This is a genomic window from Streptomyces sp. NPDC006197 (genome assembly GCF_040613865.1).
Lineage (GTDB): Bacteria > Actinomycetota > Actinomycetes > Streptomycetales > Streptomycetaceae > Streptomyces.
In genome coordinates this window covers 15,150-38,784 of the sequence record NZ_JBEXSZ010000022.1, presented here as the reverse complement: position 1 = coordinate 38,784, position 23,635 = coordinate 15,150, and the positions used below count along the sequence as shown (strand labels likewise).

Here is a 23,635-nt window from a genome sequence, read left to right as displayed (position 1 = left end):
GGCCGGAGCGCGGGTCTCCGCCCCGGGGGTGGGGGCCACTCACGTCGACGACTCCTCGGGTAGGGCGGTCTCGGGGCCGCCGGACGGACGGGGCCACGGGGTGCGGTACGGGCTGATGGAGACTGCCACGGGGCTATCCGTCGTTCAGCCAGCGGCTGACGCAGGCGATGAGTTCATCGGCGTCGACCGGCTTGGTCACGTAGTCGCTGGCGCCCGCGGCGAGGCTCTTCTCCCGGTCGCCCGGCATGGCCTTGGCGGTGACCGCGATGACGGGCAGCTCCGCGTACTGCGGCATCTCCCTGATCCGCGTGGTCGCCGTGTAGCCGTCCATCTCCGGCATCATCACGTCCATCAGGACGAGGTCGACGGCCGCGTGCGCGAGGAGCGCCTCGATCCCCTTCCGGCCGTTCTCCGCGTGCAGCACCTTGATGCCGTGCAGTTCCAGGATGCCGCTGAGGGCGTAGAGGTTGCGGGCGTCGTCGTCGACCACGAGGACGGTACGGCCGTGCAGCGTGGTGTCGATGGCCTGCGGCTCCGGGGCCCGGTGTTCCCCCCGGACCAGGGGCACGACATCGCCGGGCTGCTCCGCGGACAGGTGCAGGGCGATCCGCTCGCGCAGTTCGTCGAGGCTGGAAAGGAGCTCCAGCGGCCGTCGGCGGGCCAGCTCCTGGAGGGCGCGCTCCTGGTCGGCGGCGAGCCGGCGGTTGTTGTGGGCGAGGACGGGGACGGTGCGCAGGGCCTCGTCCCCGTCCATGGCGTCCAGGAAGCGCAGGGCGTCGCCGTCCGCCATGTCGACGTCGAGCACGACGCAGTGGAACGGCTGGGTGGCCAGGGCGGCTGCGGCCTCCTGGGGGCCGACGACCGCGATCAGTTCGACGTCCTCCCGGTCGGTGCGGCCGTCATCGGCGGCGAGTTCCGTGACGGCGTTCTCGGCGACGAGCGTGAGGAGCCCGCGCGGGCGTTCCTCGATCACGAGGAGGCGCCGCGTCGGCCGGGCCGAGGGGGTGGCGGGGCGCATGGGAAGGGCGGGGGTTTCGCCCCGGTCCGGCGCCGCGGCCTGGGAGTCCGCGTGGCCGTCCGCCGCCGGGGCGGTGGGGGTGGGCTGCTCCGTGAAGTCGGGGCGGGTGACGGGCAGGTAGAGGGTGAAGGTGCTGCCCTCGCCGGGGGTGCTGGCGACCGTGAGGGCACCGCCGAGCAGATAGGCGATCTCGCGGCTGATGGACAGGCCGAGGCCCGTGCCGCCGTACTTCCGGTTGGTCGTCCCGTCGGCCTGCTGGAAGGCGCCGAAGATCGCCTCCAGGTTCTCGCGGGCGATGCCGATGCCGGTGTCCTTGACGCGGAAGGCGACGACCGGGCCGCCCCGGTGGACGGTCGCCGGGAGCTCGTCGTCCGACACCGGTTCGATGCGGAGTTCGACGCTGCCGTGCTCGGTGAACTTGACGGCGTTGGACAGCAGGTTCCGCAGCACCTGCCGGAGCCGGGAGTCGTCGGTGACCAGGTCGACGGGGACGCCGGCGGCGGTGGAGACCGTGAAGGCGAGGCTCTTCTGCGAGGTGAGGGGGCGGAAGGTGGCCTCGACGTAGTCGAGAAGCCTGCGCAGCGCCACGCGCTCCGGGTTGAGGTCCATCTTTCCGGCCTCCACCTTGGACAGGTCGAGGATGTCGTTGATCAGCTGCAGCAGGTCCGATCCGGCCGAGTGGATGATGCCGGCGTACTCCACCTGCTTGGCCGTGAGGTTGCGGGTGGGGTTCTGGGCCAGCAGCTGGGCCAGGATCAGGAGGCTGTTGAGCGGGGTGCGCAGTTCGTGGCTCATGTTGGCCAGGAACTCGGACTTGTACTTCGAGGCCAGCGCGAGCTGCTGGGCGCGGTCCTCGAGTTCCTGCCGGGCCTGCTCGATCTGGAGGTTCTTGGCCTCGATGTCGCGGTTCTGCGTGGCGAGCAGGGCCGCCTTCTCCTCCAGTTCGGCGTTGGAGCGCTGGAGTTCCTCCTGCTGCACCTGGAGCTCCTCGGTGCGGGAGCGCAGTTCGCCCGCCAGCCGCTGGGACTCGTCGAGGAGTTCGTCGGTACGGGCGTTGGCGACGATCGTGCTGAGGTTGACGCCCACCGTCTCCATGAGCTGCTCCAGGAAGTCCCGGTGCACGGAGGTGAAGGGGCTGAAGGACATCAGCTCGATGACGCCGAGCACCTGGTCCTCGACGACGATCGGCAGCACCACCAGGCTGCCCCGGGACGTCCGGCCGAGTCCCGAGGAGATGGTGACGTAGTCGGCGGGGACGTTCTCGGCCGCGATGGTGCGACGGCTGCGGGCGGCCTGTCCGACGAGCGACTCGCCCAGCCGGAAGCGGTCCTTGCCCCGGTCGCCGGCGGGTCGGCCGTAGGAACCGACGAGCCCCAGCTCGACGCCGTCCGCTCCCTCTTCGGCCAGGTAGAACGCACCGTACTGGGCGGCCACGAGCGGGGTCAGCTCGTCCATGACGAGTTCGGCGACGACGGCCAGGTCGCGGTGGCCCTGCATCAGCGCGGAGATCCGCGCCAGGCTGGACTTCAGCCAGTCCTGTTCCTGGTTGGCCCGCGTCGTCTCGCGCAGCGAGCCGACCATCGCGTTGATGTTGTCCTTGAGCTCGGCCACCTCGCCCGACGCCTCGACGGTGATCGAGCGGGTCAGGTCGCCCTCGGCGACGGCGCTCGCGACCTCCGCGATGGCTCGAACCTGTCGGGTGAGGTTCCCGGCCAGCTCGTTGACGTTCTCGGTCAGCCGCTTCCAGGTGCCGGAGACGCCCTCCACCTCCGCCTGTCCCCCGAGGCGGCCCTCGCTGCCGACCTCCCGGGCCACGCGGGTGACCTCGGCCGCGAACGAGGACAGCTGGTCGACCATCGTGTTGATGGTCGTCTTCAGCGCCAGGATCTCGCCGCGGGCGTCCACGTCGATCTTCTTCGACAGGTCGCCGTTGGCGACGGCGGTGGTGACCTGGGCGATGTTCCGGACCTGTCCGGTCAGGTTGCTCGCCATGGAGTTGACGTTGTCGGTGAGGTCCTTCCAGGTGCCGGCCACGTTCGGCACCCGGGCCTGGCCGCCGAGGCGCCCCTCGGTGCCCACCTCACGGGCGACACGGGTCACCTCGTCGGCGAAGGACGAGAGCTGGTCCACCATCGTGTTGATGGTGTTCTTCAGCTCCAGGATCTCGCCCCGCGCGTCCACGGCGACCTTCTTCGACAGGTCGCCGTAGGCCACCGCGGTGGCGACATGGGCGATCGCCCTCACCTGCGCGGTGAGGTTCCCCGCCATGGAGTTGACGGAGTCGGTCAGGTCGCGCCAGGTGCCGGAGACCCCCTGCACCTCGGCCTGGCCGCCCAGCCGGCCCTCGGTGCCCACGTCCCGGGCCACCCTGGTCACCTGCTCCGCGAAGTTCGAGAGCTGGTCCACCATCGTGTTGATGGTGTTCTTCAGCTCCAGGATCTCGCCCCGCGCGTCCACGTCGATCTTCTGGGAGAGGTCTCCCTTGGCGACGGCGGTGGCCACCTGGGCGATGTCACGGACCTGGGTGGTGAGGTTGCCGGCCATGGCGTTCACCGAGTCGGTCAGGTCGGCCCAGGAGCCGGAGACGCCGGGCACCACGGCCTGCCCGCCCAGGGTCCCCTCCGTGCCGACCTCGCGGGCCACCCGCGTCACCTCGGAGGTGAACAGGGAGAGCTGGTCGACCATCCCGTTGAAGACCGTGGAGATCTCGCCCATCAGGCCGCCCGTCTCGTCGGGCAGGCGGGTGCCGAAGTCACCGTCCCGCACCGCCGTGAGACCGGCCAGGAGCTGCCGGAGCTCGGGCTCTGCCACCGCGCCCGGCTCCGGCCGCCCCTCGATCGAGGAGCCCTTGATCGTCGTCTCAGACATGCCCCATCCTCGTTCGCCTTCGGGCATCCGTTCACGGGTCGTTCGATCCCGTTCACATGCCGTACCGCCCGCGTTCTCATGACGGCTCCGGCCTCGACCGTTGCCGTACGGCAATGGTGACGACCCTACCCTTCCGTGATCGACAGGAGGAGAGCGGTGCCGCGTCAGGCGGCCGGAACACGCCGTCGACCGGCTTTGGGACGTTCTCCCCGGCATGCAGGGCCGGAGCCCGGGTACACGGCGCGTCGAGCCGGGCGGTCGACGCCCTGACGACGAAGGGAGTAGCACGTGCTGATGGCCCATCCCGCGGTCCTGCGCAACCTCATCGAGCAGTACGAGACCCTCGAGGTGCTCCGGGCGGAGCACGGCAGCGACGAGGTGCGGCGGCGCATGGACGACCTGGCGTACACCCTGTGCGTCTCCACCGGTACGCGTGACGTGGATGCGGCACTGATCGCGGCCCGCCATCGGCTGCCGGGCGCGCGCCCCGAGGACGACTCCGTGCTGACCGCCTGAACACACGGACGAGCCCGGCACCCTCCGGAAGGAGGGTGCCGGGCTCGCTCATGCCGTGGGCGAGCCCACGTGGTGGGTGAGATCCCACGGTGGGTGACCGCCTACCAGCGGTACCAGCGGCCCGTGCTCCCCTTCGGCCGGGCCACGAAGCCCAGCAGCCACAGGACGAGCACGATCACGGCGATCCACCAGAGCGCCTTGACCGCGAAACCGAAACCGAAGAGGAGCAGGGCGAGAAGAAGAACCAGCAGCAGGGGAACCATACGTATCGACCTCCTGGAATGAGACGTACTCGAGGACAGACGGACGGGGTGTGCGGGCGGCCGGGGAAGGGGAACCCGCCGTCCCTTACAAGCGGCGTTCGAGGAGCCGGGCCACCGGGCCGCGTGGCCCCACGGTGTCCGTGCACCCCTCCCCCGCCCGCACGACGCGGTCCGCGCCGCACGGCGTGCCGACGCGGCCGGACACGACGTACGGGCCGAACCGACGGAACGGGTTCTGTCCACTTTTCTCCGAAGCACTCATGAGGGTCGTCTCGCCGGACCCGCCCGCCGCAAACCTCGTCCGTCGCGCCGGGCGTCCTCCGGCGGCACGCTTGGCCCGGCCGATCCGGGACAGACGGCCCCGCATGCTGACGCTTCTTCTCGTGGGCCTCCCGGCCGTCGCCGCCCTCGCCACCGGCCTCCTGGCCGTCCTGGTGTCCCCGTGGTGGTGGTGCGCTGCGGGCCCCGCACTCCTGCTCGCCGCGGTGGCGTCGTACGACCTGCTCCAGCGGCGTCACTCGATCCTGCGCAACTACCCGCTCCTGGGGCACCTGCGGTTCGCGATGGAGAGGATCCGTCCCGAGGTGCAGCAGTACTTCATCGAGCGGAACGTCGACGGCGCGCCCTTCGACCGGGACACGCGTTCCATCGTCTACGAACGGGCCAAGGGGACCGACGCCGAGGACCCCTTCGGGACGGAGCTGGAGCTGGACCGACCGGGCACCGACTACCTCGTCCCCTCCATGGCCCCGCGCCCGGTGCCCACGCAGCCGCCCCGGGTCCGGATCGGCGGCCCCGACTGTGCCAGGCCCTACGACATGGCCCTGCTCAACGTGTCCGCGATGAGCTTCGGCTCCCTGTCGGACCGGGCGGTCCGTGCCCTGAACGAGGGCGCCCGGCGCGGTGGCTTCGCCCACGACACCGGTGAGGGCGGGATATCGGAGCACCACCTGGCCCCCGGTGGGGACCTCGTCTGGGAGATCGGCACGGGCTACTTCGGCTGCCGCACGGAGGACGGCGACTTCGACCCGCGACGGTTCGCCGAGAAGGCCGCCCTCGATCAGGTCGCCTGCGTCCTGCTGAAGATCAGTCAGGGGGCCAAGCCCGGTATCGGGGGCGTGCTGCCCGGGTCCAAGGTCAGCCGGGAGATCGCCACGGTCCGGGGCGTCCCCGAGGGCCGCACCGTGATCTCCCCTCCGTACCACCGCGTCTACCGGACTCCGAGGGAGCTCGTGCGCTTCGTGGGCCGGATGCGGGAGCTCGCCGGAGGCAAGCCGGTCGGATTCAAGCTGTGCGTCGGATCGCGCCGCGAGTTCCTCGCCGTCTGCAAGGCGATGCTGGAGGAGGACGTCACACCCGACTTCATCGTCGTCGACGGGGCCGAAGGCGGCACCGGGGCCGCGCCGTTGGAGTTCGCGGACACCGTCGGGCTCCCCCTCACCGAGGGCCTGACGACGGTCCACCGGTCCCTCGTCGGCACGGGACTGCGCGACCGGATCCGGATCGGCGCCTCCGGCAAGGTCGCCACCGGCGGCGACATCGTCAAGCGGCTGGTCCAGGGGGCCGACTACACCAACTCCGCCCGGGCCATGATGTTCGCCCTCGGATGCGTCCAGGCCCAGCGCTGCCACACCAACACCTGCCCCGTCGGGGTCGCCACCCAGGACCGCCGGCGCGCCCGGGCCCTGGACGTCGAGGACAAGGCGCGCCGCGTCCAGCGCTTCCAGGAGGCGACCGTCAAGAGCGCCCTGCAGATCATGGCCGCCATGGGCGTCGACGGGCCGGGCGGCCTGACGCCCGCGATGCTGCTGCGCCGGGTCGGCCCGGACACCGTCCGGTCCCATGCCGACCTGTACGCACCGCTCGAAGCCGGGCAGCTCCTCGCACCGGCATCGGTCCCGCCTTCCTGGGCAGGCGACTGGAAGGCGGCTCACCCGGACCGGTTCACCCTCCGGTGACCCGGTCGTCGTCCTTCGTGAAAGGAGACCTCATGCCCCGTACCGTCGCCCAGGTGATCGTCGACGGTCTCGCGGACCTCGACGTCGGCCATGTCTTCGGCGTGGTCGGCGACGCTCTCAATCCCCTCACCGACGCCATCCGGGTCACGGAAGGCATCGAGTGGACCGGCTTCCGCCACGAGGAGGCGGCGGCCTTCGCCGCCGGCGCGCACGCCCAGCTGTCAGGCGAGCTCGGGGTCTGCATGGGCACCGTGGGACCCGGCTCGGTCCACCTCCTGAACGGGTTGTACGACGCCGCCAAGAGCGGTGCCCCGGTCCTGGCGATCTGCGGCCAGGTGCCGTTGTCGGAGATGGGCGGCGACTACTTCCAGGAGGTGGACAACGACCTCCTGTTCCGGGACGTGGCCGTGTACCGGGCCACGGTGACCTCCCCCGCCCAGATGCCGAGGCTGCTGGAGTCCGCGGTGCGCGCGGCCGTGACCCGCCGGGGCGTGGCGGTGCTGACCGTCCCCGGGGACCTCGGCGACCAGAAGGTCGAGGACGACCGGCCGACGCGGTTCGCGCTGCCCCGCCCGGCCGTGACCCGGCCCGACGACCCGGCACTGGCCGAGGCGGCGGAGGCGATCGCCGCCGGCTCCCGGGTCACCCTGCTCGTCGGTCGCGGCGCCCGGGACTCCCGCGAGGAGGTGCTGCGCACCGCCGAGCTCCTCGCGGCGCCGATGGTGCTCACGCTCAAGGGCAAGGAGGGATTCGAGGAGGACAACCCGTACGAGGTCGGCCAGACGGGCCTGATCGGCAATCCGGCCGCCGCCCACGCCCTGGACACCTGCGACACGCTGATCCTGCTGGGCACCGACTTCCCCTACCGCGACTGGTACCCGGAGGGCTGCCGGATCGTGCAGATCGACGTACGGGAGGAGCACCTGGGCCGCCGGGTCCCGGTGGACGTGGGACTGGCCGGGGACGTCGGCGCGACGCTGCGGGCCCTGCTGCCGCTGCTCGTCCCGGTCGAGTCACGGTCCCACCTCGACGAGGCCCGCGAGCGCTTCCTGCGGTGGCAGGAGGGCCAGGCGGACCTGGCCGACCCCGCCCACGACAAGCGTCTCCTCGGGCGGGTGCGGGCGGTGTTCGACAACCGGTCCGAGGAGATCCGCCCGGAGGCGCTGGCGGCCGCGGTGGACCGTCACGCGGCCGACGACGCGATCTTCACCTCCGACACCGGCATGGCCACGGTCTGGCTGTCGCGTTTCGTCAGGATGCGGGGCAGCCGCCGGCTGATCGGCTCGTACAACCTCGGCTCCATGGCCAACGCCATGCCCCAGGCCATCGGCTCCCAGCTGTGGGCGCCGGACCGCCAGGTCGTGGCCTTCTGCGGCGACGGCGGCCTGAGCATGCTGCTGGGCGACCTCATGACCATCCGGTCCGAGCGGCTCCCGGTCAAGCTCGTGGTCTTCGACAACCGCCGTCTCGGCATGGTCAAGCTCGAACAGGAACAGGCGGGGCTTCCCGAGTTCGGGACGGTTCTCGACAACCCGGACTTCGCCGCGGTGGCCGAGGCCCTCGGGATCCGCGGCATCCGTGTCACCGATCCGGCGGAGCTGGACGAGGCCGTGCGCCGGGCGCTCGCCGACCCCGGACCGGTGCTCCTGGACGTGGTGACCAACCCCGCCGAAGTGGCCGTGCCCGGCAAGCCGACGGTGTCCCAGGGCTGGGGCTTCGCCATCGCCAAGATCAAGGAGAACCTGCCGTCGGGCGACGGGTGAGCGGTGCTGCCAGGTGTTCCTCGGCCGGGGACGGAGCGCGGGCTCCGTCCCCGGCCGAGGAGCGTCGTCGAGGGGCGCCGCCGAGGACAGCCGGAGACACGGCGAAGGGCTCCGCCGTCCGCTCAGTCGTTCTCCGGATCCGCCCCGCTCGCCCGCCGCCGGGCGTCCTCCTGCGCGCTTCGGCTGGGGGAAAGGGCGTCGGCCGCCTCGCCGCCCCGGTCGTCGTCCTCCCTCGGATCCGTCTCCGCCTCCTCGACCTCCTGGAGGACCTCCTCGACAGCGGTCTTCGGGTGGCCCCCGTCCTGCGCCCGATCACGCTTCTCCCGGGACATGCCTCTCCTCCTCGTCTTTTCACGTACACACCCCTGCTACCCGCCGGCCGGTGATCGACCCCCGGCCGCTTTCGACCGTTCTCCCCGGACCGGGAAAAGCACGAAGGGAGGGCCCGAACTCATCGAGTCCGGGCCCTCCCTTCGCACCGGGTTCAGAGCACTCCGCCTCCGAAAGGGCCTCCCATTCCGTAATAGGTGCCCAGTTCGTGGCGGTATTCGGGGTCGTCGAGGTGCTTTTCACGGTGGAACTCGGGAGCGTCCTTGATCTGTTCCTTCGTCCGGTCGACGAAGATCTTCCGGTCGTCCACGTCGACGCGGACCACGGTGGAGGCCGGAAGGAGGACCTCCTTGCCGAAGATCCAGACTCCGGTGTCCACGACCAGATAGGCGTCGTCGACCTCGTCGGAGTGCTTGTCCACCTTCCCGATGCCGCCGTCGATCGCCTCGACCTTGTAGCCGGTCAGATCGGTGCCGGCCAGATGGCCCGCGGTCGACTTGTAGCTCCACACGTGCTCAGTCACGCGAAAACAACTCCTTCGGTGGACGAGGACGGCCGGCAGGATCGCGGCCGTCCTTCTCTTCCGTGTGTTTCACCGCGGGCTCGGCCCGCTTGAGCTCCGCCTGCCCCGGCTTCGACGACCCATGCGCCCGTGGCGGCCGCCGGGCTGCTCCCCGATCCGCCGGGCCGGGCCCTCGTCGTACGTCATGCGCCCCCTCCCCCCAGGGGTCGTCGTCCGCCTGGCCGTAGCGCCGGTACCGTGGAGGATCGTTCCGTCTCCCCCGTACGCTCGCCTGTTCGCCGGCGGTGTGCCCGCCCGACAGGTTTGTCCGCCTTGCCCGATTTCACTGTTTCCGTACCCGCGCGGCTGCGCTCCTTGCGCCCGTCCCGGCTGTCGCCGAAGGTGCTGCGTACCGAAGTGCTGGCCGGCCTGGTGGTCGCGCTGGCCCTGATCCCGGAGGCGATCTCCTTCTCGATCATCGCCGGGGTGGATCCGGCGATCGGCCTGTTCGCCTCCTTCACGATGGCGGTCACGATCGCCGTCGTCGGCGGCCGGCCCGCGATGATCTCCGCCGCCACGGGGGCGGTGGCCCTGGTCATCGCCCCGCTCAACCGGCAGTACGGCTTCGGGTATCTGGTGGCGGCGGTCATCCTGGCCGGCGTCTTCCAGATCGTGCTGGGCGCGCTGGGCGTGGGCAGGCTGATGCGGTTCATCCCGCGCTCGGTGATGGTCGGTTTCGTCAATTCCCTGGCGATCCTGGTGTTCATGGCCCAGGTCCCGCAGCTGCGGCACGTGCCGTGGGCCGTGTACCCCCTCTTCGCGGCCGGTCTGGCCCTCATGGTCCTGTTCCCGAGGATCACCACCGCGGTCCCGGCCCCGCTGGTCTCGATCGCGATCCTCACGGTGGTCACCGTCGCCGCGGGCATCACCGTGCCGACCGTCGGCGACAAGGGCGCGCTGCCGTCCTCGCTGCCCGTCCCCGGGTTGCCCGACGTACCCTTCACGCTCGACACCTTGGCCACCGTCGCCCCGTACGCCTTCGCCATGGCGCTCGTCGGGCTGATGGAGTCCCTGATGACGGCGCAGCTCGTCGACGAGATCACCGACACCCGCTCGTCGAAGGCCCGGGAGGCCGTCGGGCAGGGCATCGCGAACATCGTCACCGGCTTCTTCGGAGGCATGGGCGGCTGCGCCATGATCGGTCAGACCATGATCAACGTGAAGGTCTCCGGCGCCCGGACCCGCCTGTCCACCTTCCTGGCGGGCGTGTTCCTGATGGTGCTGTGCATCGTCTTCGGACCGGTCGTCTCCGACATCCCGATGGCCGCCCTGGTCGCCGTCATGGTCATGGTCTGCTTCGCGACCTTCGACTGGCACTCCGTGGCGCCCAGGACGCTGAAGCGGATGCCCGCGGGCGAGATCACCGTCATGGTCGTCACCGTGGTGTGCGTGGTCGCCACCCACAACCTCGCCGTGGGCGTGGTCACGGGGTCCGTCACCGCGATGGTCGTCTTCGCCAAGCGCGTCGCCCGGCTCGCGGACGTCACCGCGGTCGTCGACCCCGACGGCGGCCAGGTCGTCTACTCGGTCACCGGCCAGCTGTTCTTCGCCTCGTCCAACGAGCTCGTCGGCCGCTTCGACTACGCCGGCGACCCCGACAGGGTCGTCATCGACCTCTCCGCCGCCCACGTCTGGGACGCCTCCTCGGTGGCGGCGCTCGACGCGATCGAGCACCGTTACGCCCAGCGTGGCAAGACGGTGGAGATCACGGGGCTCAACGGGCCCAGCGCCAGCCTGCACGGCTCCCTCAGCGGTGAACTCACCGCGGCGGGCTGACGCCGGGACCCGCGCACGGCACTCGGCGCGGGCCGCGGGGCCGGCCCGCGCCCGTACGCTCGGCGCCCGCGCCCGTACGCTCGGCGCCCGCGCTCGTACGCTCGACGGACGAGGGCACCGCGGGCAGGCCCCGAGCTCCGGACCGCGGTGCGCCGACCGGCGTCAGCAGGCGGGCGACTGGGCGGTCTTGTCCGTGGTGCCGTCCCCGTCCTGGACCTCCGACCCGGCGGGCTGCGGCGGGGCGGGCGGGGTGCGGACCAGCAGCGCGACCAGCACGGTCAGTCCGCCGATCGCGGCGCCGACGCCGAAGCCCCACCGGATGCCCGTCGCCAGGGCGCCGGTGGCGTCGGCGCCGCCGGCTGCCGCCGTGGCGGCGTGGCCCGACATGACGCTGATGACCAGGGCGGTGCCGGCGGCGGCCGCGACCTGCTGGAGCGAGCCCAGGATGGCGGAGCCGTGGGGGTAGAGGTGCGGTGGCAGTACGGACAGGCCCGAGGTGAAGACGGGGGTGAACACGAACGCCATGCCGACGCTCAGAGCCACGTGAAGGGCGAGCACCAGCCACGGCGAGGTCTGTTCTCCCGTGAGGGCGAACAGGGCGAGGCAGACCGCGGTGAGCGTGGCTCCGGGTACGACCAGGCGTGGTGCGCCGAGCCGGTCGTAGAGCTTGCCGACCTGCGGTCCGAGCAGGCCCATGGTCAGGCCGCCGGGGATGAGGAGCAGCCCGGTCTGCAGCGAGGTCAGGCCGGACACCTCCTGCAGGTAGATCGGCAGCAGGATGAACCCGCCCATGAGGGCCATGAAGGACAGGCACATCAGGCCGAGCGCCACGGAGAAGTGCCGGTACGTCAGGGTGCGCAGGTCGAGCAGCGGTGTGGACGAGCGCTGCAGGGCCAGCTGTCGCCATACGAACAGGCCCACCAGCACGGCGCCGGCCACGGTCGTGACCACCGGGGACACGGGGGCCTGGGCCGAGCCTTCGGCACCGAGCCCGCTCAGGCCGTAGACGAGGGCGCCGAAGCCCGTCGCCGCCAGGGGGACGGACAACCAGTCGATGGGGCCGGCCTGCGGCTCGCCGATGTTGACCAGTTGGCGCCGGCCGAAGAGGGCCATGGCTCCGGCGATGGGCAGCACGGCAAGGAACAGCAGGCGCCACGTCCCCAGTTGCAGCAGCACGCCGGAGGCCGCGGGGCCGAGGGCGGGGGCGACGGAGATGACGAGGGTGATGTTGCCCATGACCCGGCCGCGGTCGTGCGGGGGCACGAGGGTCATCAGCGTCGTCATGAGCAGGGGCATCATGACGGCGGTGCCGCCGGCCTGGATGACACGGGCGGCCAGCAGCACGGGGAAGGCGGGTGCGGCCGCGGCCAGAGCCGTGCCGGTGAGGAAGAGCGCCATGGCGAGGCCGAAGGCGGTCCGGGTCGTCACACGCTGGAGGAACCATCCCGTCACCGGGATGACGACGGCCATGGTGAGCATGAAGGAGGTGGACAGCCACCCCGCGGCTGCCGCGGTGACCTCGAACTCGCGCATGAGCCGCGGGATCGCGTTGACCATGATCGTCTCGTTGAGGAGGACGACGAAGGTGGACAACACGAGTATCCGCAGCACGGCGGTGACACGGGCGGCGGGGAGCGTGGGCGGCGCGTGGGGTGCGAGCATGGTGCCTTCCGTCATGTGAGTGTCCTCCGCTCGGGGCGGGTCACACTGACAGACCGCAGCGCCGGGAAGAACTCATCGGTGTCCCCCGATCCTCCCGGCACCACCGCCGAGGCTCAACCCATTTACGACACGGCCCCGACCGGAACGGGGCCGGCCCCGCGGGGTTCCGCAGAACGTCCTAGTCGCCGGTCGTGCCGTCGAGCATCTCGCGCAGGATGTCCAGGTGGCCATTGTGGCGGGCCGTCTCCTCGGTGAGGTGGAGGAGGATCCAGCGCAGGTCGACGTGGAGGCCGTTGCGGATGGTTCCCTGGGCCCGCTCGTCCAGGCCGTGCCCGGCGACCAGTTCGCGGTAGCGGGCGCTCTGTTCCGCGTACTCGTCGAGCAGTTGCGTGAGCGGGAAGTCGACGGCGATGCGCATCTCGCGGTCGGGGTCCTCGTCGGTCCAGGGGCCCCGGTTCTCCTCGCCGAGGAAGACCACCTGGAACCAGTAGTACTCGACCCAGCGGAGGTGGTTGATCACCCCGCTCATGGTCATCAGCGGCGAGCCCGGCAGAAGCGCCTTGCGCGCGTTCTCGGCGGAGACGCCCTCGCACTTGGCGCGGGCGGTGTCACGTGCGTAGTCGAGGAACGTGGTGAGCTGGGTGCGCTCGTCCCACGCGGGCGGTGTGTCGTCGATTCTGGTCATCGCGCGAAGCGTCCCCGATCACCGCGCCCGCTGTCGAGGCAATTATCGATCGGCCCGGTCGGCAAGACGCCCCCTAAGGCACGACGGCGGTTGCGTGGTCGACGCGGGCGCGCGTGCGTGCCGCGTCGATGCTCGGTGGTACGCCGAACTGGCGCTTGTACTCGCGGCTGAACTGCGAAGGGCTGTCGTATCCCACCCGGTGGCCGACGCCGGTGACGTCGTGCGGGCGGTTGGCCAGCAGGAGCCGCGCCGCCTGCAATCGGATCTGCTTCTGGAACTGGATCGGGCTCATCGCCGTCACCGACTGGAAGTTCCGGTGGAACGCGGAGACGCTCATCCCGGAAGAACGTGCCAGGTCCTCGACCCTGAAGGCCTCGGTGTAGTTGTCCCGGATCCAGTCGACCGCGCGGGTGATGTGGTGCAGGCTGCTGTCCGCGAGGCCCAGCTGGCGGACCGCCTCGCCCTGCTCCCCTGTCATCAGCCGCCACAGGATCTCGCGCTTGGCCAAGGGGACCAGCACCCGGCGGTCACGCGGCCGGTCCAGCAGGCGGAGCAGGCGGACGATCGCGTCGATCAGTTCCGCCGAGGCCTCGCTGACCATGATCCCCGGCCGGGGCGACCCGGTCGGGCGCGGCAGGTCGCCCGGGCCTGCCTGGAGCATCAACTCCGCGATGACGGCGGGCTCCAGCGTCATCCCGAAACCGAGTTCCCGCCCGCCGGGTGCGACGCGTCCGGTCACCGGCAGATCGGCCGAGGTGACCAGGTACTGGCCGACCCCGTACTCGTACACCCGCTCGCCGAGCGCGAGCCGTTTGCCGCCCTGCGCGATGACGGCCAGCATCACGCCGGACATCGAGTACTCCGGCTCGTCGCCCGGGTCGGCCCGGCAGATCCGGACGCCGTCGATGGCCGTGGTCTGGTCAGGTCGCGCGTGCCGCTCCAGCAGGTCGCGCAGCTCGTCGAGGGACATGCGCCCATCCCATCACGGGCTGACACGTTCCTCCCCGCTGGAGAGAGGATCGTGCAAGAACACGCGAAGATCGTGCGGACGCCCCACGAAGCGCGGGCCGCTCCCGCACCGTGGGCTCCTACTCTCCGGTGTTCTCGTACTCGGCGATCAGCCGGCCGCGGGCGACGGCGTGGAACCGGAGGTGGAAGCCGACGAGTGCCGGCGACGCGTCCGCATCCGGTCCCAGCTTCTCCTGGTCCACGGCGTAGACCGTGAACACATAGCGGTGCGGTCCGTCCCCCGGCGGCGGCGCGGCTCCGCCGAAGTCCCTGCTGCCGTAGTCGTTCCGGGCTTGCAGGACACCCGCGGGCAGCCCCTCGAAGTTCCCGGTCCCGGCTCCGGCCGGCAGTTCGGTGACGTCCGCCGGGATGTCGAAGACCGTCCAGTGCCAGAACCCGCTGCCGGTCGGCGCGTCCGGGTCGTAGCAGGTGACCGCGTAGCCACGGGTGCCCGCCGGCCCTGCCGACCAGCTCAGCTGCGGTGAGGAGTTCCCCTTCGCGTACACGTGCGCGTCCGGCAGGATCCCACCGTCCGTCAGGTCCTCGCTGCTGACCGACAGCTCGGGCACCGGCGGGTGGAAATCATGCGGCAGCGGACGCCGGTTCATGGGGTCGCTCATTCCTGATCCCTCTTCATGCTCTCGATGACATCGCCCGAACGGGCATGATCGCCATCTGACCACGCACCGAGTGACGGCGACCGGTCGGCGAGAGAATCGTGCAAGGAGTCGCCATCTTTGTGAACGAGTCCCCGAATTCCCGCGGCTGCGGAGGGGCGCTACGGCCGCTCCGGCACACCGGGGCCGCGGCCGGACTCGTCCGCGAGGGACGCGATGATCGTTCGGACCGTCTCCTCGGTGATTCCCGGGTGCAGGAACGCCAGACGGGCGACGGTCTCGCCCTCCCAGACGCTGGGGGTGACGAACGCGAGGCCGGAGGCGAGGAGGCGCTTGGACCACGCGTAGTAGTCCTCGGACCGCCAGCCGGCGCGGCGGATCAGGACGACCGTCAGCTCGGGCTCGCGGAGCAGGTGGAGGCCGTCGGTCGCCTCGACGAGGCGGGCGGTGTACCGGGCGATCTCGGCGCCCCGCGCCACGGCGTCCCGGTAGGCGTCGGTGCCGTGGACGGCGAGCGAGAACCACAGGGGCAGGCCGCGCGGGCGCCGGGTGAGGTGGTAGGCGTAGTCGCTGGGGTTCCAGTCCGTGTCGTGGTCGGCTCCGTCCGCACCGTGGATCGCGTCGAGGTAGGACGCGTCCTGGGTGTGCACGGCGCGTGCGAGGTGCGGCTCCCGGTACAGGAGGGCCCCGCAGTCGAACGGCGCGAACATCCACTTGTGCGGGTCGACGACCAGTGAGTCGGCGTGCTCGATGCCGCGCAGGCGCGCGCGGAGTTCCGGTACGAACAGGGCGGCACCGCCGTAGGCGGCGTCTATGTGCAGCCACAGCTCGTGGGCCCGGGCCTGCTCCGCGACGCCGCCGAGGTCGTCGATGATGCCGGCGTTGGTGGTGCCGGCGGTGGCGACGACGGCCACGACGGGGGCACCGCCGTCGGCCGAGGCCGTCTGGAGTGCCGCGGCGAGGGCCGCGCCGGTGAGCCGGTGGTCCGAGGTCGGAACGACGAGCGGTTCGACGCCGATGATCCGCAGGGTGTTGCCGACGGAGGAATGGACCTGGTCGCTCACGGCGATCCTGACGGGTGCCGTCGCTGCCAGGCCGAGGCGGTGCCTGCCGGTGTCGCGGGCCACGATCAGGGCGGAGAGGTTGCCGGCGGAACCGCCGCTGACGAAGCACCCTCCGGCGCCCTGCGGCATCCCCGCCAGGTCGGCGAAGAGGCGCAGGACCTGGTTCTCCGCGGCGACGGCGCCCGAGGCCTCCAGCCAGGACACGCCGTGGAGGGACGAGGCCGAGAGGACCATGTCGAACAGAGCGGCGGCTTTCGTCGGAGCGCCGGGGATGAACGCGAGGAAGGCGGGGTGATCGCAGGAGACGACCGTCGGCTCCAGCGCGTCCGTGTAGGTCCGCAGCACGTCGGCCGGGCGGCGCGGCCCCGTGCCGATGGCGTCCTTGAGCGCCAGGGCGAGCTCCTCGTGCTCTCCGAGCCGGCCCAGCGGCGGAGGGTCGAGGCGGAGCCGGTCGAGAAGATGGCCCATGACCTGCTGGGTGAGGTCCTCATCGTAAGCGTGCACGGCGGGCTCCTGTGGGAACGAGCGACTAATTGGATCCGCGTCGGATCCAATTAGGACCTTAGGCGGCGCCCCGAGCGCTCGTCAACCGGATCCCGGCCGCCGCCCGCCGGGGAGAGGAACCCCTCAGTCGGAGGTCGAGGCGAACTGGTCCAGGAGGACCAGGAACTGCCGGTGCGACTCCTTCAGGTGCTCCCGCATCCGGCGCTCGGCCGTGTCACCGTCGCCCGACAGGACCGCCAGGGCGATCGCCTCGTGCTCCTCGCGGAACGCACGTCCGAAGTCCCGGCCGGTCGGGTAGACCGGGGTCCAGTCCGACCCCAGCCAGAGCGCGTTGCCGGCCACGAACATCTCGGTGCGCGCCCGCGTGACGGCCTCCGCGAGCACCTCGTTGCCGCCGGCCTCGGCGACGCCGAGGTGGAACCGGGTGTCCACGCGGTGATACTCGCCGAGGTCGGCGACCTTCGTCTCCAGCATCTCGACGAGCCCGCGCCTGCTCGCCGCCGCGCCCCGCTCGGCGGCGAGGCGGGCCGCGAACGGCTCGATGGCCTGGCGGTACTCCATGTAGTCGCGCAGGGAGGCGCGGATGCCGGCGGCGATCGTCGCCCTGCCGTCGCGGCCGCTCCGGGGCGCCGGTGCGACCCGGGTGCCGCCGGAGCGGCCCAGGGTCGTGACGACGAGCCCCTCCTCGGCGAGTTCCCGTACGGCCTGGCGGACCGTGTTGCGGCCGACTCCGAAGACCGCGGCGAGGTCCCGCTCGGTCGGCAGCCTGTCCCCGGGACCGAAGCCGCCGAGCGCGATCCGCTGGCGCAGCGCGTCGGCCACGACCGCGTGCGAGGGCGCCTGCCGGGGGCCGGCGCCGTTCGCCTCCTTCTCGTTCCGCTTGCCCGCCTCGTCGTTCCGGCTCGCGCTCGTCCCGCCCATGCCTGCCCCTCGCCTCTGGATTCCGGTCGGCTCCGTCCGACCAGTCTATTGGGATCGCGCCGAACCCTATTGACAGTCCGCTGGGCCCCCCTTAGCGTCGCCCCATCGATTTTGGGTCCACACCGAACCCAATCGATGTCCCCAAGGAGCCACGTATGAGCCAGTCCACGGGCACCGCAGCCCCCGCCGCCGGGGCGCCACGCCGCTCCGGGCCCTGGAAGATCGCCACCGCCGCGATGATCGGCACGAGCGTCGAGTGGTACGACTTCGGCATCTACGCCACCGCCGCCGCCCTCGTGTTCCCCGAGCTCTTCTTCCCCGAGATGAGCCGGGCCCTCGGCACCCTGATGTCCTTCGCCACCCTGTTCGTCGGGGCCCTCGGCCGACCGCTGGGCGCCGTCCTCTTCGGTCACATCGGAGACCGGCACGGCCGCAAGAAGGCGCTCATCTGGTCGATGACCCTGATGGGCGCCGCCACCGTGTGCATCGGTCTGCTGCCCACCTACAGCCAGATCGGCGTCCTCGCGCCGCTGCTCCTCGTGCTGATCCGCATGATCCAGTCACTGGCCGTGGGAGGCGAGTGGGGCGGCGCCGTCCTGTTCGCGGTCGAACACGCACCGCCCCGCCGCAAGGCGTTCTTCGGCTCGTTCCCGCAGGTCGGCGACGGCGTCGGCTACTTCCTGTCGACCGGCGCCTTCGCCCTGACCGCACTGCTCGGGCACGACGCGCTGGCGGACTGGGCGTGGCGCCTCCCGTTCCTGCTGTCCGCGGTGCTCGTCGCCGTCGGCCTGGTCATCCGCCGCTCGATGGACGAGTCGCCCGAGTTCGAGGCCGCCCGGCGAGCCGAGGAAGCCGCGGCCCGGGACGGCCGGGGCAAGGAGTCCGCCCCCGTGATCGCCGTACTGCGCCACGCCTGGAAGACGTGGCTGCTGGCGACGGGCGCGTTCCTGATCACCGTCGGCGGCTACTACATCGTCGTCACCTTCATGTCGAGCTACGCCGTCACGGAGCTGGGCTTCACCGACGCCCAGGCCGCGGCCGCCGGAACCGCGGCCTCCGTCGTCGTCATCGTGTGCACCCCGCTCAGCGCGCTGTTCGCCGACCGCTACGGCCTGCGCCGGGTCACGCTCATCGGCGTCCTGCTGCACCTGGTCGCGGCCTTCCCGATGTTCTGGCTCGCCGACACCCGCTCGGTCGCCGGCCTGTGGCTCGCCATGTGCCTGCCCATGCTCGCCAGCACGATCGCGTACGCCTCCCTCGGCACCCTCGCCTCGGGGTGGTTCGCGCCGCGCGTCCGCTACACGGGCCTGTCCATGAGCTTCCAGACCGCAGGCCTGCTCGGCACCCTGGCCCCCGCGGCGACGACCTGGCTGTACTCCTCCTTCGGCGGCTCCTGGGTCCCCGTCGCGGTCGCGTTCGCCGCCATGGCGGCCGTGAGCGCCGTATGCCTCCTGGCGTGCCGTCCGGCGCCGGAAGCCGGCGCGTCCCCGGACGCGTCGAAGGCCGGCGCCGGTGCGTCGGTACCGGCCGCGGCAGCCGGGACGGATGCGCTCCCCGGCGGTTCGGACGATGCCGCCGGTGTCACCCGGACCGGCTGACCAGCGCCCGACGCGACCTTTCCCGTGCCGTCGAGCACCGCTCCGGCGCCTCTCCGCCCCTCACTCCCCTCCCCCGAACTCCGAAGGAGCTTCCGTGCGCCCCGCACCCGATCTCGTCCTGACCCGGGCCCGCGTCCACACCGTCGATCCGGACCTCCCCCGCGCCGAAGCCGTGGCGGTGACCGCCGGCCGGATCAGCGCCGTGGGCACGCATGCCGAGGTCTCCGCGCTCGCCGGACCGGCGACCGAGGTGCGCGACCTCGGCGGGCGCATGCTGCTCCCGGGCTTCGTCGACGCGCACAACCACGTCCGGCTCGGCTCCGACGCCGACAGCGTGCAGCTCGCCGGGGCCCGCACCCTGGGAGAGGTGCACGCCCGCATCCGGGCCTGGGCGGCCGCGCACCCCGACGCCGAGTGGATCGAGGCGGAGGCGTTCGACTACGGGGCGATCCCCGGGGGACGCATGCCCACCGCCGCCGATCTGGACCCGGTCACCGGTGACCGGCCCGCTCTCGTGTTCACCTACGACGTCCACAGCGTCTGGCTGAACACGGCCGCCCTCCGGCGCCTCGGCATCACCCGGGACACCGGCCGGCTGCCGTGGGGAGTGGTCCAGAAGGATCCCGTCACCGGTGAGCCGACCGGGTTCGTCACCGGGTTCGCCGTCCTGGGCCTCGCCCGCCGGGGCCAGCGCGCGTTGGCCGAGTTCCTTCCCTGGGCGAGTGAGGAGCGCCGGTACAAGCGTCTGTGCGCCTCGCTCGACATGGCCGCGGAGAACGGACTGACCACCGTCGTCGAGCCGCAGAACTCCCCCGACGACCTGTTCCTCTTCGAACGGGCGAGGAGCGAGGGCCGGCTGCGTTCGCGGATCGTCGCCGCGCTGTTCCATCCGCACGGTACGACCGCCGAGGACCTCGACGAGTTCGAGCGGTGCGCCAAGCGGTTCGACGACGACCGGTTCCGCGTCGGTCCGCTCAAGCTCTACATCGACGACGTGATCGAGCCCCACACGGCCGCGCTGTTCGAGCCGTACGCCAACGAGCCCGGCAACCGGGGCCGTACGTTCTACGAGCCCGGCGAGTTCGCGGAGGTGCTGACCGAGCTGGACCGGCGCGGCTTCCAGACGTTCACGCACGCCACGGGCGACCGCGGCATCCGTACGGCCCTCGACGCACACGCGGCCGCGCGCACCGCCAACGGGCCCCGCGACGCCCGCCACCAGCTCGTGCACGTCGAGTGTCTCCATCCGCAGGACGTCGGCCGGTTCGCCGAGCTCGGCGTCGTGGCCTGCATGCAGCCGCGGCACTGCGCGCCGGACGTCGCCGGTCCGGGCAAGGACTGGGCCGAAGGCGTCGGTGAGCATCGCTGGTCGCACGCCTGGGCGTTCCGCAGCCTGCGCGAGGCGGGCGCGAAGCTCGCCTTCTCCAGCGACTGGAACGTCGCCGAGATGAACCCGCTCGCCCACCTCTACACCGCCGTCACCCGCCGCGCCCCGGACGGCGGCGACTCCTGGGTGCCGGGTCAGACGATCGACCTGACCGCCGCGATCGAGGCGTACACGATGGGGAGCGCCTACGCCAACTTCGTGGACGAGGACCGCGGGTCGGTGACCGTCGGCAAGTACGCGGACCTCGTGGTGATCGACCGGGACCTGTTCGCCGTGCCGGTGGAGGAGATCAAGGACGCGTCGGTCGACGAGACGATCGTCGAGGGGGTGACCGTCTTCCGCCGCTGAGCCGACGGACCCTTGCCCGAACCGGACGGCGCTTCGCCCTCACGCCCGCCGTCCGGCGGGCGTCGTCGGCAGCGGAACAACCCCGCTAACGTCTCGACACGGCGACTCGGTCACCAGAACACCTGTGTACAAAAGCCCCGTTGACCTGTCACCCTGGCGCGTCATCACGATGACGAGATGCCCACAGGTCAGAGACAGGGATCCTCGATGACCGAGTTCCTCCCGCCCGAGGAGTACGCGGCCTCGCTGCCGAAGGCGACCGTGTTCGGCGCGCTCTTCTTCACCGACATGGACGACCGGCCCGTACAGCTTCACGCCGTCTACAGCGCCGAACATCCCTGGCAGCTGCCCGGCGGGACCGCGGAGGACGGCGAGCGGCCATGGCGGACGGCGGTGCGGGAGACCGCGGAGGAAACGGGGCTGCTGGTCCCCGGTCCGCCGCGCCTGCTGGCGGCCGTCTTCGGCCTGCCCGGCGCGTCATGGCCGCTCGCGACCGTCGGCTTCGTCTTCGACGGGGGACGGCTGACCGACCGGCAGATCGCGAGCTTCACTCTCGCCCCCGAGGAGCACGACGAGGTGCGGGTCCTCCAGTTGGAGGAGTGGCGGGCGCTGATGCCGGTGCAGGACTTCGCCCGCCTCACCACCATCGCGGAGGCCCGCCGGTCCGGGGTGGCGGCCTACTTCGGCGACTGGGACCGGGACACCGAGGAGACGGCACGGTGAGCGCGCCGTCGTCGACGGGGGAAGAGAAATCGGTTGGCGTCGAGATCCACCCCCGTGTCAGACTGTGCGCACACCGAAGGGGTGTAGCTCAGATGGCCAGAGCGCCGGTCTCCAAAACCGGATGCCGCAGGTTCGACTCCTGTCACCCCTGCCACAGTTTCATGCCTTACACACGGCGCAGTGTGCCGGGCGAGCGGCCGGCGAGGGTCGATCAGCCGCGTACGTGCAGTCCGAAGCCCGTGCGGCCCTCGGGCTCCAGGCCCTCCTTCAGCTGGAGCGAGGGGATCTCGTAGTCGCCGAAGTTCTGCCGGCGGAACGCGATCGGCTCCGTCGACTCCAGGGTGAGCAGGCGCCGTTCCCAGGCCTCGGCGACACCCTGGTAGTCGTCGTCGGTCATCCGGTCGGTGCCGTACAGCACGAACGGCGGCAGCACCTCGATGCCCGGGTAGTAGAGGATGCCGTGGTGGATCGGGAACAGCAGGTCGTCGATGGGGCCGTTGATCCCACGGGCCGCGTAGTGCGACTCCGGGCCGCCGGTGGTCACCGACAGCAGCGCCCTCTTCCCCGCCAGGGTGCCTTCGCCGTAGCGCTCGCCGTACTTGGTGGCGCTGTGCTCACCGACGCCGTAGGCGAAGCGGTAGGTGAACACCCGGTCCACCCAGCCCTTGAGGATCGCGGGCATCGTGTACCACCAGAGCGGGAACTGGAAGATGATCGTGTCGGCCCACAGCAGCTTCTCCTGCTCGGCCGTGACGTCCGGGGTGAGCGTCCCCGCGTCGAAGGCCTGGCCCGAGTCCAGGGCGACCTTCAGCGGGTTCGAGGCTGCGGGGCCGTAGTCCTCGGCGTCCACGACCGCCTTCCAGTTCATCGCGTACAGGTCGCTCACCCGTACCTCGTGTCCGGCGGACTCCAGGGTGGAGACCGCGAGGTCCTTCAGCGAGCTGTTGAGCGACTTGGGCTCCGGGTGGGCGTGGACGATCAGCGTCTTCATGGGAACTCCTTCGGATCGGATGTCTTCGATCCTGGGCTCCGCGGCGGCCGGTGTTCAGGGACGCTTCTTCCGTCGGACCGGGCTTCCTGGTAACGGCAGGGCCACCTTCGCGGGCGCGACCGAGGCCATACTGGGGGGCATGGACGATCTTGCGGGTTTCCTGCGGACCCGGCGCGCCCGCATCGACCCCGCCGCCGTCGGCATCCCCACCGACAGCCGCCGGCGGGTCGAAGGGCTGCGCCGCGAAGAGGTCGCGCACCTGTCGGGGGTCAGCGTCGACTACTACGTGCGCCTGGAACAGGGCCGCGCGACCCAGCCCTCCGAGCAGGTCCTCGACGCGCTCGCCCGCGTCCTCGGCCTCGACGAGACCGAGCGCGGGCACCTCTGCCGGCTCGCCCGCCAGCGCCGCCGCCCCGCGAAGGCGCCGACCGGGCGCCTCCGGCCCGAGCTGCTGCGCGTCCTCGACCTGGTCGCCGGCGCACCCGCGCTGATCATGAACCACCGCCTGGACGTCCTCGCCGGCAACCGCCTCGCCCAGCTCCTCTACGGGCGGCCGATTCCCGGTCTGAACATTGCCCGGCACATCTTCCTGGAGGAGGCCGAGCGCGGCCTCTACGCAAACTGGGAGACGTGCACGCTCGACGTCGTCGGGCATCTGCGCCTGGCCGCCGGAAAGCATCCCGACGATCCCCGGCTGGCCTCGCTCATCGGCGAACTCGCCATGGGCAGCGAACGTTTCCGCCGTCTCTGGGCCCGCGCGGACGTGCGCGCCCGCGCCCATGGGCCCAAGGCGTACCGGCATCCGCTGGTCGGACCGCTGGAACTGCACCACGAGAACTTCGCGCTGCCCGGGGAATCCGGCATGGAGCTGCTGGTGCTGTCCGCGGCCCCCGGCAGCCCGGCCGAGGACGGGCTGCGCCTCCTGGCGGGCCTGGACGCGGACAGCGCCCCCACGCGTCCTCCGGCCGACGTCCGGGTCCGCGAGTGACCGTCTGACGACGCTCGCCCGGCGCCGGGGCGCCTCCCCGGAGGCGGTCTGCCGTCCGCGAGCAGACGGGGGGTGAGTAGGCTCG

The 23,635-nt window shown here is 71.5% G+C and carries 19 protein-coding genes and 1 tRNA gene; 9 read left to right on the top strand and 11 right to left on the bottom strand.

The features are described from left to right. Window positions 1–133: 133 nt before the first annotated feature. Window positions 134–3,886, bottom strand: a complete 3,753-nt coding sequence (locus ABZ318_RS09860; RefSeq protein WP_356901959.1) for a HAMP domain-containing protein — start codon at window positions 3,884–3,886, stop codon at window positions 134–136. A gap of 288 nt (window positions 3,887–4,174) precedes the next feature. Between ABZ318_RS09860 and ABZ318_RS09855 the strand changes: the two genes are divergently transcribed. After that, window positions 4,175–4,402, top strand: a complete 228-nt coding sequence (locus ABZ318_RS09855) for a DUF5133 domain-containing protein (protein WP_356901958.1) — start codon at window positions 4,175–4,177, stop codon at window positions 4,400–4,402. 101 nt (window positions 4,403–4,503) lie between these two features. On the opposite strand, the gene ABZ318_RS09850 is transcribed toward ABZ318_RS09855, so the two are convergent. Further along, a complete protein-coding gene (locus ABZ318_RS09850; RefSeq protein ID WP_030690925.1) occupies window positions 4,504–4,665 on the bottom strand; it encodes a DUF5670 family protein in 162 nt (53 codons plus the stop codon). A 365-nt stretch (window positions 4,666–5,030) separates the two neighbouring features. Here ABZ318_RS09850 and ABZ318_RS09845 point away from each other — a divergent pair, with 365 nt between their 5' ends. After that, on the top strand, window positions 5,031–6,623 hold the full coding sequence (locus tag ABZ318_RS09845; protein ID WP_356901957.1) for an FMN-binding glutamate synthase family protein: 1,593 nt from the start codon (window positions 5,031–5,033) through the stop codon (window positions 6,621–6,623). Between the two features lie 32 nt (window positions 6,624–6,655). After that, entirely contained in the window at window positions 6,656–8,386 is a 1,731-nt protein-coding gene (locus tag ABZ318_RS09840; RefSeq protein ID WP_356901956.1) for a thiamine pyrophosphate-dependent enzyme, read from the top strand. Window positions 8,387–8,508: 122 nt separating this feature from the next. On the opposite strand, the gene ABZ318_RS09835 is transcribed toward ABZ318_RS09840, so the two are convergent. After that, window positions 8,509–8,718 carry a hypothetical protein gene (locus ABZ318_RS09835; protein WP_356901955.1) on the bottom strand — a complete coding sequence of 70 codons (210 nt, stop codon included), beginning with the start codon at window positions 8,716–8,718 and terminating at the stop codon, window positions 8,509–8,511. 152 nt (window positions 8,719–8,870) lie between these two features. Next, complete coding sequence (locus ABZ318_RS09830) at window positions 8,871–9,239, bottom strand: PRC-barrel domain-containing protein (protein ID WP_356901954.1); 369 nt, start codon at window positions 9,237–9,239, stop codon at window positions 8,871–8,873. 312 nt (window positions 9,240–9,551) lie between these two features. Between ABZ318_RS09830 and ABZ318_RS09825 the strand changes: the two genes are divergently transcribed. Then, the gene (locus tag ABZ318_RS09825) at window positions 9,552–11,054 is read left to right on the top strand and encodes a SulP family inorganic anion transporter (protein ID WP_356901953.1); all 1,503 of its coding nucleotides are present in this window, start codon (window positions 9,552–9,554) and stop codon (window positions 11,052–11,054) included. Between the two features lie 162 nt (window positions 11,055–11,216). Here ABZ318_RS09825 and ABZ318_RS09820 read toward each other — a convergent pair whose 3' ends face one another. The 6 genes from ABZ318_RS09820 to ABZ318_RS09795 form a co-directional block, all read right to left on the bottom strand. Further along, window positions 11,217–12,731: a DHA2 family efflux MFS transporter permease subunit gene (locus tag ABZ318_RS09820; RefSeq protein WP_356901952.1), complete on the bottom strand. Its 1,515-nt coding sequence runs from the start codon at window positions 12,729–12,731 to the stop codon at window positions 11,217–11,219. Between the two features lie 163 nt (window positions 12,732–12,894). Further along, window positions 12,895–13,401, bottom strand: a complete 507-nt coding sequence (locus ABZ318_RS09815) for a DinB family protein (RefSeq protein ID WP_356901951.1) — start codon at window positions 13,399–13,401, stop codon at window positions 12,895–12,897. Between the two features lie 73 nt (window positions 13,402–13,474). Beyond that, on the bottom strand, window positions 13,475–14,371 hold the full coding sequence (locus tag ABZ318_RS09810) for an AraC family transcriptional regulator (protein WP_356901950.1): 897 nt from the start codon (window positions 14,369–14,371) through the stop codon (window positions 13,475–13,477). 118 nt (window positions 14,372–14,489) lie between these two features. Beyond that, window positions 14,490–15,029 carry a YbhB/YbcL family Raf kinase inhibitor-like protein gene (locus tag ABZ318_RS09805; RefSeq protein ID WP_356901949.1) on the bottom strand — a complete coding sequence of 180 codons (540 nt, stop codon included), beginning with the start codon at window positions 15,027–15,029 and terminating at the stop codon, window positions 14,490–14,492. Between the two features lie 158 nt (window positions 15,030–15,187). After that, on the bottom strand, window positions 15,188–16,594 hold the full coding sequence (locus ABZ318_RS09800; protein ID WP_356901948.1) for a pyridoxal-dependent decarboxylase: 1,407 nt from the start codon (window positions 16,592–16,594) through the stop codon (window positions 15,188–15,190). Between the two features lie 123 nt (window positions 16,595–16,717). Beyond that, the gene (locus tag ABZ318_RS09795; protein ID WP_356901947.1) at window positions 16,718–17,515 is read right to left on the bottom strand and encodes an FCD domain-containing protein; all 798 of its coding nucleotides are present in this window, start codon (window positions 17,513–17,515) and stop codon (window positions 16,718–16,720) included. Between the two features lie 155 nt (window positions 17,516–17,670). Here ABZ318_RS09795 and ABZ318_RS09790 point away from each other — a divergent pair, with 155 nt between their 5' ends. The 4 genes from ABZ318_RS09790 to ABZ318_RS09775 all read left to right on the top strand — a co-directional run bounded on the left by ABZ318_RS09790 (window position 17,671) and on the right by ABZ318_RS09775 (window position 21,725). After that, the gene (locus ABZ318_RS09790) at window positions 17,671–19,113 is read left to right on the top strand and encodes an MFS transporter (protein ID WP_356901946.1); all 1,443 of its coding nucleotides are present in this window, start codon (window positions 17,671–17,673) and stop codon (window positions 19,111–19,113) included. Between the two features lie 94 nt (window positions 19,114–19,207). Next, a complete protein-coding gene (locus tag ABZ318_RS09785; protein WP_356901945.1) occupies window positions 19,208–20,848 on the top strand; it encodes an amidohydrolase in 1,641 nt (546 codons plus the stop codon). A gap of 207 nt (window positions 20,849–21,055) precedes the next feature. Beyond that, window positions 21,056–21,571, top strand: a complete 516-nt coding sequence (locus ABZ318_RS09780; RefSeq protein ID WP_356901944.1) for an NUDIX hydrolase — start codon at window positions 21,056–21,058, stop codon at window positions 21,569–21,571. A 77-nt stretch (window positions 21,572–21,648) separates the two neighbouring features. Further along, window positions 21,649–21,725, top strand: a tRNA-Trp gene (locus ABZ318_RS09775). A gap of 57 nt (window positions 21,726–21,782) precedes the next feature. Here ABZ318_RS09775 and ABZ318_RS09770 read toward each other — a convergent pair. Then, window positions 21,783–22,562: an NAD(P)H-dependent oxidoreductase gene (locus tag ABZ318_RS09770; RefSeq protein WP_356901943.1), complete on the bottom strand. Its 780-nt coding sequence runs from the start codon at window positions 22,560–22,562 to the stop codon at window positions 21,783–21,785. A gap of 139 nt (window positions 22,563–22,701) precedes the next feature. Between ABZ318_RS09770 and ABZ318_RS09765 the strand changes: the two genes are divergently transcribed. After that, a complete protein-coding gene (locus tag ABZ318_RS09765) occupies window positions 22,702–23,550 on the top strand; it encodes a helix-turn-helix transcriptional regulator (RefSeq protein ID WP_356901942.1) in 849 nt (282 codons plus the stop codon). The last annotated feature ends 85 nt before the right edge of the window (window positions 23,551–23,635 follow it).